This is a genomic window from Streptomyces sp. R302, from assembly GCF_012927245.1.
GTDB lineage: Bacteria > Actinomycetota > Actinomycetes > Streptomycetales > Streptomycetaceae > Streptomyces.
On sequence record NZ_JABBGE010000002.1, the window covers coordinates 330,965 to 344,798 of the forward strand.

At 73.9% G+C, this 13,834-nt stretch carries 10 protein-coding genes; 7 read left to right on the forward strand and 3 right to left on the reverse strand.

Features of this window, described 5'->3' with window-relative positions; genetic code table 11:
- Positions 1 to 13: 13 nt before the first annotated feature.
- Together HHL19_RS07325 and HHL19_RS07330 are read right to left on the reverse strand one after the other, a co-directional pair.
- Positions 14 to 1,516 carry a M4 family metallopeptidase gene (locus HHL19_RS07325; RefSeq protein WP_169087573.1) on the reverse strand — a complete coding sequence of 501 codons (1,503 nt, stop codon included), beginning with the start codon at positions 1,514 to 1,516 and terminating at the stop codon, positions 14 to 16.
- Positions 1,517 to 1,921: 405 nt separating this feature from the next.
- The gene (locus HHL19_RS07330; RefSeq protein ID WP_169086820.1) at positions 1,922 to 2,926 is read right to left on the reverse strand and encodes a Ku protein; all 1,005 of its coding nucleotides are present in this window, start codon (positions 2,924 to 2,926) and stop codon (positions 1,922 to 1,924) included.
- 50 nt (positions 2,927 to 2,976) lie between these two features.
- On the opposite strand from HHL19_RS07330, the gene ligD reads away from it, so the two are divergent.
- The 7 genes from ligD (at position 2,977) to HHL19_RS07365 (ending at position 12,606) form a co-directional block, all read left to right on the forward strand.
- Positions 2,977 to 3,861 carry a non-homologous end-joining DNA ligase gene (gene ligD, locus HHL19_RS07335; RefSeq protein WP_169086822.1) on the forward strand — a complete coding sequence of 295 codons (885 nt, stop codon included), beginning with the start codon at positions 2,977 to 2,979 and terminating at the stop codon, positions 3,859 to 3,861.
- 68 nt (positions 3,862 to 3,929) lie between these two features.
- Positions 3,930 to 4,817 carry a DNA ligase gene (locus tag HHL19_RS07340; RefSeq protein WP_346768525.1) on the forward strand — a complete coding sequence of 296 codons (888 nt, stop codon included), beginning with the start codon at positions 3,930 to 3,932 and terminating at the stop codon, positions 4,815 to 4,817.
- Between the two features lie 419 nt (positions 4,818 to 5,236).
- On the forward strand, positions 5,237 to 7,378 hold the full coding sequence (locus tag HHL19_RS07345; RefSeq protein WP_169086824.1) for a HEAT repeat domain-containing protein: 2,142 nt from the start codon (positions 5,237 to 5,239) through the stop codon (positions 7,376 to 7,378).
- Between the two features lie 112 nt (positions 7,379 to 7,490).
- Positions 7,491 to 8,231 carry a hypothetical protein gene (locus tag HHL19_RS07350; RefSeq protein ID WP_169086826.1) on the forward strand — a complete coding sequence of 247 codons (741 nt, stop codon included), beginning with the start codon at positions 7,491 to 7,493 and terminating at the stop codon, positions 8,229 to 8,231.
- Positions 8,228 to 9,517: a HAMP domain-containing sensor histidine kinase gene (locus HHL19_RS07355; RefSeq protein ID WP_169086828.1), complete on the forward strand. Its 1,290-nt coding sequence runs from the start codon at positions 8,228 to 8,230 to the stop codon at positions 9,515 to 9,517. Before HHL19_RS07350 ends, HHL19_RS07355 begins: the two co-directional genes overlap by 4 nt.
- 66 nt (positions 9,518 to 9,583) lie before the next feature.
- Complete coding sequence (locus HHL19_RS07360) at positions 9,584 to 10,975, forward strand: FtsW/RodA/SpoVE family cell cycle protein (RefSeq protein WP_169086830.1); 1,392 nt, start codon at positions 9,584 to 9,586, stop codon at positions 10,973 to 10,975.
- On the forward strand, positions 10,972 to 12,606 hold the full coding sequence (locus HHL19_RS07365; protein ID WP_169086832.1) for a penicillin-binding transpeptidase domain-containing protein: 1,635 nt from the start codon (positions 10,972 to 10,974) through the stop codon (positions 12,604 to 12,606). Before HHL19_RS07360 ends, HHL19_RS07365 begins: the two co-directional genes overlap by 4 nt.
- 65 nt (positions 12,607 to 12,671) lie before the next feature.
- On the opposite strand, the gene HHL19_RS07370 is transcribed toward HHL19_RS07365, so the two are convergent.
- Entirely contained in the window at positions 12,672 to 13,787 is a 1,116-nt protein-coding gene (locus HHL19_RS07370; protein ID WP_169086833.1) for a ferritin-like domain-containing protein, read from the reverse strand.
- Between the last annotated feature and the right edge of the window lie 47 nt (positions 13,788 to 13,834).

Genomic DNA, 13,834 nt, shown 5'->3' on the forward strand with positions numbered 1-13,834 from the left:
GGTCCTTCGTGCGCTACTTGACGTTGACGGCCTTCCAGGCGGCGTTGACCGCGTTGTATTCGGGGGAGGTTGCGCCGTAGAGGTCGGTGGCCGCCGAGAGGGTGGCGGTGCGGGCGCCGGCGTAGGTGGTGCTGGAGGTCATGTAGGTGGTGAGGGCCTTGTACCAGATCTGGTAGGCCTTCTGGCGGCCTATGCCGGTGAGGGTGGAGTTGTCGTAGGTCGGGGAGTTGTAGGTGACTCCGTTGATGGTCTTGGTGCCGCTGCCTTCGGCCAGGAGGTAGAAGAAGTGGTTGGCCGGGCCCGAGGAGTAGTGGACGTCCAGGCGGCCGAGGCTGTTGGACCAGTAGTCGGCGGAGTTGCCGTCCCTGCTGGGCTTGTCCATGTAGCGGAGCGGGGTGCCGTTGCCGCGGATGTCGATCTTCTCGCCGATGAGGTAGTCGCCCGCGTCGGAGGCGTTGTCGGCGTAGAACTCGACGGAGGTGCCGAGGATGTCGGAGGTGGCCTCGTTGAGGCCGCCGGACTCCTTGTTGTAGCGGAGGTTCGCCGTGGAGGCGGTGAGGCCGTGGGTCATCTCGTGGCCGGCGACGTCGAGGGAGGTCAGCGGCTTGGCGTTGCCGGCGCCGTCGCCGTACGTCATGCAGAAGCAGGAGTCGGACCAGAAGGCGTTGACGTACGCGTTGCCGTAGTGGACGCGGGAGTAGGCGGCGACGCCGTCGCCGCGGATGCCGTTGCGGCCGAGCTCGTTCTTGTAGAAGTCCCAGGTGACGGCCGCGCCGTAGTGGGCGTCGGCGGCCGCGGTCTCGCGGTTGCTCGCGAGGCCGTTGCCCCACGTGTCGGTGGAGTTGGTGAAGAGGGTGCCGGTGCCGCTGGTGGCGCCCTTCAGGTCGTACGTCTTGTGACCGCCGCGAGCCGCGTCCGTGAGGCTGTAGCCGGGGGCCGTGCCGAGGGTGACCTGGCCGCTGTACTGGGTGTTGCCGACGCCCGTCTCGATCGCCTCGTAGGAGTACAGCTCCTTGCCGGTGGCGGCGTCCGTGACGATGTGGCGCTCGCTCGGCGTGCCGTCGTGCTGGAGCCCCTTCTCCACGGTCTCCCAGGCGAGGACCGGCTTGCCGGTCGCCGCCCAGATCACCTTGCGGGCGCCTTCGCGGGCCTTCTCCGCCGTGGCCGTGGCCGGGAGGGCTATGCGGGCCTTCGTCGCCTTGGTGGTGGTGCGGGTGCCGTTCTTCTTGTGGTGGACGACGAGGTCGCCGCCGAGGACCGGGAGGCCGTCGTAGGTCCGCTCGTAGCGGGTGTGGACGGTGCCGTCCGCGTCCTTGACGACGTCGCGGACGACCAGCTTCTCCCGGTCGGTGAGGCCGATCGCACGGGCGGTGGCGGCGGCGGACGCCTGGGCCTGCTGGATCGCGGCGGCCCGCTGGGGGGCGCTGAGGACGAGGGCGGTGGCCCCGGCCTCGATGCCGGTCTCGTTGACCGCCGCGGCTCCGGCGGTTCCGGTCTGGACTCCGACGACGGCCATGGCGGCCGTGGCGACGAGGGCGGCGGTGCGGACGGCGGTCCGGCGGTGCGAGGACTGCTGGCGGATCACGCGGGCTCCTTCGCTGAAACGCGTGGGGGTTCATGTGGGGGGTGACGCGGTGGGGAGCGTGCCAGGAGAACCAGCTATTTGACAGGTATGCAACAAGAATTTGACCATCTGTTGTCCGAAGGACGGCGCGGGGTGTCCGCTATGCGGCATCCCAACCCGGCTTGGAGTGGGGGTGGTTCGGGCATGACTCGGGCCCCCTGCCTCCGGGAGGGAGGCAGGGGGCCCGTGGGGGGGGGTGGGGGGCGTCTCGGGTCGGGGTGGTGGCGGGGTGGGGTGGTGGCGGGGTGGGGTGGTGGCGGGGTGGGGGCGGGTCCGGGTGGTGGCGGGGCGGGTTCGTCAGGCTGTGCGCTTCTTCGGTGCCGCCTTCTTCGGTGCCGCCTTCTTGGGCGTCGCCTTCTTCGTCGCCGACTTCGTCTTCGCCGTCGCCTTCTTCGCCGTCGTCTTCGCGGGCGTCTTCGCGGGCGTCTTCTTCGCGGCCGCCGTCTTCTTCGCCGGGGCCTTCTTCGCCGTCTTCTTCGCCCGGCCGCTCTCGATGTCCGTGACCTCCGCCGGCTCGCCCCGGGCCTCCTTCGCCTCGCGGACGCTCTTCTCCAGCGCCGCCATCAGGTCGATCACCTGGCCGCCGCCGCCCTCCTCGCCCGGCTCCGGGGGTGCCACGCCCTCGCCGCCGGCCGCCTTCGCGGCGATCATCTCCTCGACCGCCTCGCGGTAGTCGTCGTGGAGGGTGCTGATGTCGACCTCGCCGAGCGTGGCCATCAGGGCGTCCGCCAGGTCGAGTTCGGCGTCACGGACCGTCACCGGCGTCTCGGGGGCGACGCCTTCGGGGGCCCTGATCTCGTCGGGCCAGAGCAGGCCGTGCATGGCGATCACGTCGTCCACCACCCGGAGCATGCCCAGGCGTTCGCGGCCCCGGAGGGCGTACTTCGCCACCGCCACCTTCTCGCTGCGCTTCAGCGCCTCGCGGAGGAGGGTGTACGGCTTGGCGGCCGGCACGCCGTTGGCGGAGAGGTAGTACGCGGCGTCCATCTGGAGCGGGTCGATGTCGCCCGCCGGGACGAAGGCGACGATCTCGATCGTCTTGGCCGTGGGCAGCGGCAGCGCGGCCAGGTCCTCGTCGGTGATCGGGATCATGGTCCCGTCGGCGTCCTCGTACGCCTTCCCGATCTCGGACTGCGCGACCTCCTCGCCGTCCAGCTCGCAGACCTTCCGGTAGCGGATCCGGCCGCCGTCCTCGACGTGGATCTGGCGGAAGGAGACGGAACGGCTCTCGGTGGCGTTCACGAGCTTGATCGGGATGCTGACCAGGCCGAAGGATATGGCGCCGTTCCAGATCGATCGCACGGTTCATCCCCTTCATGCCGGTATAGCGGGAAACGTGGGAGTCTCATCGTATGACGCCCATCACAGAGGTGGCGGGGCGGCGCATCACGCTCAGTAACCTCGGCAAGGTCATCCACCCGGCCACCGGCACCACCAAGGGCGAGCTGCTGCACTACTACGCCACCGTGGAGGCCGCGATACTGCCGCATCTGCGCGACCGGCCCGTCTCCTTCCTGCGCTATCCGGACGGGCCGGGGGGCCAGCTCTTCTTCACCAAGAATCCGCCGCCCGGTACGCCCGCCTGGGTGGCCACCACCCCCGTGCCGCGCACCGAGGATCCGCGGGCCCGGCAGGTGATGATCCAGGACCTGCCGTCGCTGGTGTGGGCGTCCAACCTGGTCCCGGAGTTCCACACCCCGCAGTGGACGGCCTCCGCCCCGGCCGTCGCCGACCGGCTCGTGCTCGATCTCGACCCGGGGGCGCCCGCGACCGTCGTCGACTGCTGCCGGGTCGCGCTCCACCTGCGGGAACGGCTCGCCGCGGACGGTCTGGAGGCCTTCGCCAAGACCTCAGGGGCGAAGGGGCTCCATCTGCTCGTCCCGGTGGTGCCGACGCCGTCCGAGTCCGTCTCCGCCTACGCGAAACGGCTCGCCCTCGACGCGGAGGCGGAGCTGCCGCGGCTCGTGACGCACCGGATGGCGAAGGCCCTGCGCGCCGGGAAGGTCTTCGTCGACCACAGCCAGAACGCCGCCGCCAAGACCACCGCCACCCCCTACACCCTCCGCGCCCGCGCGCGGCCCACCGTCTCCGCGCCGGTCACCTGGGAGGAGGTCGAGGCCTGCGCCGCCGCCGACGACCTGGTCTTCATGATGGGCGACATCGCGCCACGTCTGGAGCGGTACGGGGAACTCCTCGGGCCCCTGTTCGACGCCGGGCGGGCCGGAGGTGTGCCGTGAGCGGCGGAAGCGGCGGGAGCAGCAGCGGGAGCAACGGGAGCAGCGGGAGTGGGGGCGGTCGCGGAGTCGTGCTCGTGCCGCCCGTGGACGTCATGCGGCCGCGGGCCGCCGACGAGATCCCCCCGCAGGCGCCGGCGCCGCGGGAGCTCCAGTACTCCCTCAAGCTCGACGGGTTCCGGGCGCTCGCGTTCGTCCTGGAGGGCGGGCGGGTGGTGCTCCAGTCGCGGTCCCGGCGCGACCTCTCCCCCGAGTTCCCGGACATCGCGGCCGCCCTGGCCGGGCGGCTGCCGCCCGGGATCGTGCTCGACGGCGAGCTGTGCGCGTACCGAGAGGGGCGGATCAGCTTCCCCGACCTACTGCGCTCGCACGCCGACCGGGTACGGGGCGGGGTCCCCGTCTCGTACATCGCCTTCGACCTGCTCGCCGTGCCCGGCCGGGACGTACGGGCGCTGCCGCTGCGCGACCGCTGGGAGCTGCTCGGTGCGGCGCTGAGCGAGGCGGGCCCGCCGCTCCAGCGGGTGCTGGCCACCGAGGACGAGGAGACCGCGCGCGGCTGGTTCCGCGACCTGCGGCACGCGGGCGTGGAGGGGATCGTCGCCAAGCGCCTGGACTCGGCGTACCGCCCCGGCTCCACCTGGTCCTGGCGGAAGGTCCGGCACGCGGAGACGGTGGACGCGGAGCTGATCGGGCTCGTGGGGCCGGCCGACCGGCCCCGGGCGCTGCTCGTGCGGCTCGCGGACGGGCGGACCCTGACGACCACGCCCCGGCTCACCCCGACGCAGGCCCGGAAGGTCGCCGCCGCGGTCGCCGCGAGCGGGGGCGACGTGACCGCGGGCACCGATCCCGAACACGGGCCCGTGCTGCGGATCGCGCGGCCTGCGGCGGTGGAGCTGCGGCAGGTCGCGGGGCGGCACGGGGCGCCGGCGTTCGTACGGTTCCGGCGGGAGGGGGTGTGAAGGTCTGTGAGGGGGCGAGGAGGTGCGAGGGGGTACGAGGGGGTACGAGGGGTGAAGGGTCCGACGGATACGACAGATGTGATGGATGCGAGGGGTGTGGCCTGTGTGACGGATGCGAGGGATGTGGCCTGTGGGGCCGGGAGCCCGGTGGTGTCCTTCGGCCCACGCGCGCGTGCCTCCTCCCGCCCCCGCGCCACGCGCGCGTACCGTCCGTCGTCACCTCCCACGCGCGCGTACCGTCCGTCACCTCGACCCCGCATGCGTACCGTCCGCAACGGCCGGACCACGGCCCGTACATGGCGCAAACCGAGCGCAACGTCAGCCCTCGGCACGGTGCGTGACGCCTGTTCGGCGTCGATGTCCTTCCGTTGGTGCACACTTGCTGCCTGGTAAGCGCTCACGGGGAAGGCGGCCTGGCCATGCTGACGGGGATCGAGGAGGTCGACTGGGCGTCGTTGGGACACGCCTACGGCCCGGCGGACGACGTGCCGGAGCTGTTGCGCGGTCTCGCCTCGCCCGACCCCGCGGAGCGCGAGGCGGCCCTCGACGGCATGTACGGCGCGGTCCACCACCAGGGCGACGTCTACGACTCCACCCTCGCCTGCATCCCCTTCCTCCTGGAACTCGTCGCCGACCCCGCCGTGCAGGACCGCGGCGCCATCGTCGAACTGCTCACCAGCATCGGCGGGATCGAGCTGGACGACGAGGACGGCGACCTGGACGAACCGGCCGGACCGGGGCCGGACGACGCCGAGTTCGTCCCGGCGGCGAACTTCGCGATGGCGGCCGCCGCGGTGGCGGCCGGCGCCGACGTCTTCCTCGGGCTGCTCGGCGGCCCCGACCCCGAGGCACGCCTTGCCGCGCCGGTGGCGCTGGCGTCGCTGCACCCGGATCCGGCGCTCGTCCTGGCCCTGCTGCGGGAGCGGCTCACCGTGGAGCCGGACACGGAGGTGCGGCTCGCGCTGGTCGCGGCGGTGGGGCGGATCGCGCTGCGGCACGCCTCGCTGCGCGCGGAGACCGTCGACTGGCTGGCGTGGCTGGCGCGGGCGGCGCAGGACCCGGGGCTGCGCCTCGCGGCCCTCGCGCAGCTCGCGCGCTGCGCGCCGGGGCGGATCCCGCAGGACATCGTGCGGTGGGTGACCGAGCTCCTGGAGGAGATCCGGACGGCGCCGCGCCCGGAGCCGGAGGACGGGGGCTGCGAGCAGGGGCCCGCGCGGATGCCGGTGACGCTGGTCGGGCAGGTGCGCGAGCTGCTCGAAGACCAGGTGGCGGGGCGGCGGACGCCGTGGACGGAGGAGCTGCTGCGCACCCTGCACGGGGCGCTCGACGACCGGGTGGACGACCGGATCGCGCTGATCCTGGCGCAGCTGCGCAGCCCCGACCCGGGGCAGCGGTCGGACGCGATCTGGCTGTGCGGGGGGCTGATACGGCTCTGGCGGGGGCGGTACGAGGAGGTCGTGGAGCTCGTCGGCGCACAGCTCGCCGATCCGGACGCCCGGCTCCGGGACGCCGCCACGTCCTTCCTGGAGCGTCTCTTCGAGCTGGGTGCGCCGGCCGCCGACGGGCTCGCGGCCGTCCTCACGGCACGGGCCGCCGGGGCGCCGGCCGCCGCCGGCGGGCTCGGGCGGCTGACGGGCCGGACCGGGCGGGACGGCGCGCTGCTCGCGCTCGCGCGGTCCGGCGACAGCCGGGCGGTGCCGCTGCTCGCGCGGGCGCTCGAAGGGCCGGGCGAGGTGCGGCGCGAGCTGCTGTACGCGGTCGACGGGCTCGGCCCGGCCGCGGTGGTCCTCGCGCCGCTGCTGCGGCGGCGGCTCGCGGCGGTGGAGCTGGACGAGGACCTGTACGACCGGGCGGGCCCGCTGCTGTACGCGCTGGCGGCGGTGCGCGGCGCCCAGGCGCTGCCGGAGGTGCTGCGGGTGCTGCGCGGGGCGCCGGAGTACCGGCGGGAGTGTGTGCGGGAGGCGGTGGCGCGGGCCCTCGGCGCGTTCGGGCCCGCGGCCCGGGAGGCCGTGCCGGAGCTGCGGGAGCTGCTCGGCTCCTGCACGGCGGCGGTCTCGACGGCGGCGGCGCGTGCCCTGTGGGCGGTCGAGGGCGACGCGGAGGCGGTGGTGCCGGTGCTCGTGCGGTGGCTGCGGCCCGGTTCGTCGGGGGCGGACCGGTGCGCGGCGGCCCAGGCGCTGGGCGCGATCGGCCCGGCGGCGGCCGGGGCGGCGCGGGCGCTGCGGCCGGGGCTGACGTCCCGGGACCTGTGGGAGCGGGTGCGGTGCGCGGCGGCGCTGTGGCGGGTGTCCGGGGAGACGGAGCGGACGCTTCCGGTGCTCCTTGCGGCGTGGGAGGAGAACCGGCACGCGCGCGTGGAGATCGTCGAGTGCCTCGCCGAGATGGGCCCGGCGGCGTCGGCGGCGCAGTTGCCGATCCTCACCGAGCTGACCCGCCGGCGGCGGCACAACGCCCGCGAGGGTGCCTCCGGCAGCCACGACGTCCACCAGGACGAGAAGCTCCTGACCCTGTGCCGGGCGGCGCTGACCCGGATGGAGCTGCGGGGCCTCCGGGGGAGCTAGCGACCGGTGTCCGCCGGGCCGCGGGCCCGTGGCACCTGCGCGGCGGGCGGAGGGGACACCGCCTATCGTTCTGACCAAGAACGGTCGCGATCGGTCATTTTCGAGGAGCAGCGTGAGACCCCGTCCCGTCCGGCTCGCCGCCGTCCTCGCGCTGGGCGCCCTTCCGGTGCTCGCCGGGTGCGCCGGGCAGGGCGGCCTGGTGAGCGACGGGCCGGCGGAGGCGGCGGTGGGGCCCGTACGGCTCTGGCCGGCGCTGCCGCCCGCCTCGGACCCGCCGGTCGACTACGGCGAGACCGACACCGAGCGGGTGCCCGGGATCACCGTGCGGGGCGCCGACGTGCGGACCGTGGACCCGGTCGCGGTGGTGCGGGCGGAGGTGGCGGCGAATCCCGACACGTACACCGGGGCGGACGGGCTGTACGAGGAGACCTCGCGGGCGGTGCTCGCCTGCGACACCGCGCCGGCGAAGTGCCCGGTGCTCTCGCCGTACTACCGGGACCTCACGGGGAACGGCCGGGACGAGCTGATCGTCGGGATCCGGATGCCGGAGCAGCAGGTCGCCCTGCGGGTGTACCTCGCCGAGGACGGCGGGCTCACCCGGGTCATGTCCACCGTCGACCAGGTGGTCAGCGTGGAGCTGGCCGGGCGGGACCTGGTCGTGCGGGCCGCGTCCGCGGGGATCCCCGGGTACGAGTACCGCACCGCCTGGTCGTGGGACGAGCGGCAGCACAGCATGCTGCCGGCCCGGGACGAGATCGTGCCCGTACGAGGGGAGCCTTCGGGCCCGCCCCGCCCGCCCCGCCCGCCCCGTACCGCCGTGCCCGCTCCGACCCCGTCCGAGCCGCCGTCGTGACGCCGCCGCGCCGTCCGCGCCGTCCGCGCGCGCCCGCCTGGACCGCGACGCTCACCTGGAAGGCCGCGGTCTTCATCGCCGTGATGTGCTGCGCGCTCGCCGCCCTGCTCGGCACGCTGGTGCACGTCTCGGTGACCGGGCAGACCGTGCGGGACGCGCGGGAGAAGGCGCTGTCGCGCCTTGTGGAGGTCACCCGGTCGTACGAGGCGGGCGAGCCGCTGCCGCCGTTCGCCGGGCTCGACCCGGCCGGGCTGCCGGAGCCGTTGCGGCGGCTGACCGCGCGGGGCGAGCGCGGCACGATGATCGCCGACCACGAGGGCCGGCCGACGATGTGGGCGGCGGGCCCGGCGGACGGGCACGCCCTCGCCGTCCGCGTCGACCACAGCGTGGGCGCGGGGACGATCGACGCGCTCGACCGGTCGATCGTCGGCTCCTCCGTCCTGGCCATCGCGGCGACCCTGGCCGTCGGCGTCACCGCCGTCACCCGGGTCACCCGGCGGCTCCACGCCACCGCGCAGGTGGCGCGCCGGATCACCGCGGGCGACCTGGACGCGCGCGTGGACGACCCGCGGACGCAGGACCCCCGGCGCCCGCAGGACGAGGTGGCGACGGTCTCCGGCGCCCTCGACACGATGGCCTCCTCGCTGCAGAGCAAGCTCCAGAGCGAGCAGCGGTTCACCGCGGACGTGGCGCATGAGCTGCGCACCCCGCTGACGGGCCTGTCGGCCGCCGCCGAACTGCTGCCGGAGGGCCGGCCGGCGGAGCTCGTACGGGACCGGGTGCGGGCGATGCGCGGGCTGACCGAGGACCTCCTGGAGATCTCCCGGCTCGACGCCCGCAACGAGACGGTCGACCTGGCCGTGCACGAACTCGGACCGCTGGTCGAGCGGGTGGTGCGCGCCTCGGGCACGGAGACGGAGGTGCGGATCGTGCGGGACGCGGCGGTGGAGACGGACCGGCGGCGCCTCGAACGGGTCCTGGGCAATCTGGTCGCCAACGCCCACCGGCACGGCCGGCCGCCGGTGGTGGTGACCGTGGACGGGGCGACGGTGACGGTGCGGGACCACGGGCCCGGCTATCCGGAGTACCTCCTCGGCTCCGGCCCGCAGCGCTTCCGCACCGAGAGCGGCGGCAAGGGGCACGGTCTGGGCCTGACGATCGCGGCGGGGCAGGCGGAGGTCATCGGCGCGGAGCTGGAGTTCGGCCGGGCGGCGGAGGGCGGGGCCGAGGCGCGGATCCGGCTGCCGGAGTACGTGCGGTTCACCGAGGACAGCCCCGAGCGGTGAACGGCCGGCACGGCACACCGTCACACAAAAGGGACATACGGCATACGGCTTGCTACGTTGCCGAGCATGACCGCACCTCGGATCCCGGACGCGTCCCCGGCCGTGTCGCCGCCCGGTGTCCGGGGCCCGAAGCGGCGCGGGGTGGAGCTGGTCCTGCTCCTGGGCGCCGTCCTGATCTCCGTCTGCGGCTACGCCGAGGTGGGCCTCGCCCATGACGGGGCCGTGCCCCCGGACGCCGCGCGGTACGGCGCGGGGCTCGGCCTCCTCGCGCTCCTCGCGCACCTCGCCGTACGGTTCCGGGCCCCGTACGCGGACCCCCTCCTGCTGCCGATCGCCGTGCTGCTCAACGGGCTCGGCCTGGTGCTGATCTACCGGCTCGACCTGGAGACCCCCCGCGACCAGGCGGCGACCACGCAGCTGGTGTGGTCGACGCTCGGGGTGGCGCTCTTCATCGTGGTCGTCCTGCTGCTGCGCGACCACCGCGCGCTCCGGGGGTACGCGTACGTCTGCGTGGCCGCCGCGCTCGCGCTGATGATCCTGCCGATCTTCTTCCCGGCGGTGAACGGGGCCCGGATCTGGATCCGGCTCGGCGGACTCTCCTTCCAGCCGGGCGAGTTCGCGAAGATCCTGCTCGCGGTCTTCTTCGCCGCGTACCTCTCCGCCAACCTCAGCGCGCTCGCCTACGCCGGGCGCCGGATCTGGAGGTTCCAGTTCCCGACCTGGCGGGTGCTCGGGCCGATCGTGGCGATCTGGCTGCTGAGCGTCGGCGTCCTCGTCCTGGAGCGGGACCTCGGCACTTCGCTGCTCTTCTTCGGCCTCTTCGTGATCATGCTGTACGTGGCGACCGGCCGCACCGGCTGGATCGCCATCGGGCTGCTGCTCGCCGCCGCCGGGGCCTTCCTCATCGGCTCCGTCGAACCGCACGTGCACAGCCGGGTGCAGGACTGGCTGGATCCGTACGCCTCCATCCGGGCGGGCGACGGGCCCGGGCAGCTCGCCCAGTCGCTCTTCGCCTTCGCCGCCGGCGGGATGCTCGGCACCGGGCTCGGGCTCGGGCACTCGGTGCTCATCGGCTTCGCCACCAAGTCGGACTTCATCCTGGCGACGGCCGGCGAGGAGCTCGGCTTCGTCGGACTCACCGCGCTCTTCCTGCTGTACGCGCTCTTCGTGGCGCGCGGCTACCGTGCCGGGTTCTCGCTGCGGGACCCCTTCGGGCGGCTGCTCGCGGTCGGGCTCGCGTCGATCGTGGCGCTCCAGGTCTTCGTGATCGCGGGCGGGGTGATGGGGCTGATCCCGCTGACGGGCATGGCGATGCCGTTCCTCGCGCAGGGCGGTTCGTCGGTGGTGACCAACTGGGTGATCGTCGCGCTCCTCGTGCGCGTCAGCGACTCGGCGCGGGCGCCGCAGCCGGACGGCGCGGACACCGGGGAGCTGGCACGGGTGGAGGCGGGCCGGTGATCCGGTACATCCGGCGGGCCGCCGCGCTCTGCCTCCTGCTGCTCGTCGCGCTCCTGGTCAACGCGGTGCGGGTGATGCTCGTCGAGGCCGAGGAGCTGGACGCGAATCCGGCCAACCGGCGGAGCGCGATCGCCCGCTGGGCCGAACCGCGCGGCGCGATCGTCGTCGACGGGCGGCCGGTGACCGGCTCCCGGGACAGCGGACAGCAGCTGCGCTGGGAACGGACCTACCGGCGGGGCCCGTTGTACGCGCCGGTGACCGGCTACGCCTCCCAGACGTACGGCACCACGATGCTCGAACACGCCGAGGACGCGCTGCTCGCCGGCACCGACCCGATGCTGCAGCCGCTGCCGCTGTGGAACGACCTCACCCGGGGCCGCTCCCCCGGCGGCGACGTCGTCACCACCGTCCGGGCGTCCCTGCAGGAGGCGGCCTACCGGGGGCTCGACGGGAAACGCGGCGCCGTCGTCGCGCTCGAACCGTCGAGCGGCCGGATCCTGGCGCTCGTCTCCTCCCCCTCGTACGAGCCCGGGGTGCTCTCCGGCACCGGGGCGGACGTGAAGGACGCCTGGGCCCGGCTGACCACCTCGCCCAACCAGCCGATGCTCAACCGGGCGCTGCGGCAGACCTATCCGCCCGGCTCCACCTTCAAGATCGTGACGGCGGCGGCGGCGCTCGACGCCGGGGTCGTACGGGACGTGGACGCGCCGACGGACACCCCCGACCCCTTCGTGCTGCCCGGCACCCGGCAGGTGCTGCCGAACGAGGCCCGGGGCTGCGAGGACGCCTCGCTCGCGTACGCCCTCCAGTGGTCCTGCAACACGGTGATGGCCGGACTCGGCGTGGACGTCGGCCTGGAGGGCATGGTCGACACGGCGGAACGGTTCGGCTTCGACGACACCACGCTGCGGGTGCCGTCGTGGGTGGCGAAGTCCAACTTCGACCGGGAGATGAGCCCGGACCAGCTGGCGCTGTCGTCGATCGGACAGTTCGACACGACGGCGACGCCGCTCCAGATGGCGATGGTGGCGGCGGCCGTCGCCAACACCGGGGAGATCGCGCGGCCGTACCTGGTCGACCGGACGACCACCTCCGGCGGGACGACCGTGGACCGCACCCCGCGCCGCCCCTACCGGCAGGCGATGAGCCCCTCGACCGCGCTCCAGCTCCAGCGGCTGATGGTGAAGGCGGTGGAGGAGGGCACGGGCACGAACGCGGCGATCCCCGGGGCGCGGGTCGGCGGCAAGACCGGCACGGCGCAGCACGGCTTCGGCAACACGGGGACCCCGTACGCCTGGTTCATCGCCTGGGCCCAGGCCGAGGACTCCGGCCGCCCCGCGGTCGCGGTGGCCGTCGTCGTCGAGGACGCGGAGGCCGCCCGCACCGACATCAGCGGCGGCGGCAGTGCGGCCCCGATCGCCCGCGACGTGATGCGCGAGGCGCTGCGCCTCGAAGCGGAGGCACGGGGCACGCCGGGCGCGCCCGACACCCCCCGCACCTCCGGCACGACAGCCCCGCCCCGCCCGCGCGGCGCGCCGGGGTCGCGGGACGCGAGGACGGCGGAGCCGACGCCGCCCACCGGCCCGCGCGGCGCCCCGGGGTCTGTTGCCCGAACCCGGGGCACGGGCTGAGCCCGCACACCCCACGACCGCCCTCCGCCCCTGCGTCCCCCCGCCCCTGCGCGCGGTGACGGCTGCTACTCCTGCGCGCCCTCCGCGATCGCCTCCGCCACCTCGGCGACCCGGGCGTGTTCCTCCTCCGCGAAGCGTTCCGCGTCGAGGCGGTCGGCGATCTCCTCGTCCTGGGTCATGAGGAGGTCGAGGTTGGAGTCGCCCAGGTCGAAGACGCCCATGTCGAGGTAGGCCTTCTGGAGGCGCTCGCCCCACAGGCCGATGTCCTTGACGCAGGGGACGATCCGGCTGAAGAGGAGCTTCCGGAAGAGGTGCAGGAAGTCGCTCCCCTCGCTGAACTCCTCCGCCTCCTTCCTCGGGACGCCGAAGTTCTCCAGGACCTCGACCCCGCGCAGCCGGTCGCGCATCAGGTGGCAGCCCTCGATGACGAACTCCTCGCGCTCGCGCAGCTCCGCGTCGGTGAGCTGCTTGTAGTGGTCGCGCAGGGCCATCCGTCCGAAGGCGACGTGCCGGGCCTCGTCCTGCATGACGTACGCGAGGATCTGCTTGGGCAGCGGCTTGTCGGTGGTGTCGCGGATCATGCCGAAGGCGGCGAGGGCGAGGCCCTCGATGAGCACCTGCATCCCGAGGTAGGGCATGTCCCAGCGGGAGTCGCGGAGGGTGTCGTCGAGGAGCGTCTGGAGGTCGTCGTTGATCGGATACAACATCCCGATCTTGTCGTGGAGGAAGCGGCCGTAGATCTCGGCGTGCCGGGCCTCGTCCATGGTCTGGGTCGCGGAGTAGAACTTCGCGTCGAGGTCGGGCGCGGACTCGACGATCCGCGCGGCGCAGACCATGGCGCCCTGCTCGCCGTGGAGGAACTGGCTGAAGTTCCACGCCGCGTAGTGGCGGCGCAGCTCGCCCTTGTCCTTCTCGGTGAGCTTCGCCCAGTACCGGGTGCCGTGCAGGGCGAGGGTCTCGTCGGGCGTGCCGAGCGGGTCGTACGGGTCGACCTCCAGGTCCCAGTCGATGCGGCGGGCGCCGTCCCACTGCTTGTCCTTGCCCTTCTGGTAGAGGGCGAGGAGCCGTTCGCGGCCGGCGTCGGCCATGTCGTACTCCCAGGAGAAGCGGGCCTCGCCGGTCGCCGGGATCTGCCGGCCGGGTCCGGACGGGGGGTTCACGTAGAGCTCGTGCGTCGACATCGACCACTCTCCTTCGGCCACCGGCGTCCTGCCGCCTCCAGCAGGCT